Source organism: Streptomyces sp. P9(2023) (genome assembly GCF_032436795.1).
In the GTDB taxonomy this organism is placed as follows: Bacteria; Actinomycetota; Actinomycetes; order Streptomycetales; family Streptomycetaceae; genus Streptomyces.
Genome location: NZ_JAUPWM010000436.1, coordinates 1 through 275, shown reverse-complemented (window position 1 = coordinate 275; position 275 = coordinate 1). Strand labels below are relative to the sequence as shown.

The 275-nt window shown below is 59.6% G+C and carries 1 protein-coding gene; it reads left to right on the top strand.

Annotated features, from left to right (window positions below):
* Positions 1-275, top strand: a 275-nt coding sequence (locus tag Q5762_RS38255) for an EAL domain-containing protein (protein ID WP_315896923.1), incomplete at both ends; no start/stop codon positions are given.

Below are 275 nucleotides of genomic sequence, written 5' to 3'. Positions count from 1 at the left end.
CGACACTTTCCGTCTGTTCGCGCAACCGGTTCACCCGGTATGCACGCGAAACAAAGGCTATCAGGAGATCTTGATACGCCTGGAAGAGCATGGCCAGTTGATTGCCCCCGGAAGCTTCTTACCCGCGGCACAACGCTATCACTTCATGCCACGTATCGACCGCTGGGTCATTCGCAACACGCTCGCCTGGCTGAGCGACCGCTATCGCAGCGCGGAGCCCGACGCCATTGGCCACTGGGGCATCAACCTGTCGGGCGATTCGTTATCCGATAGCG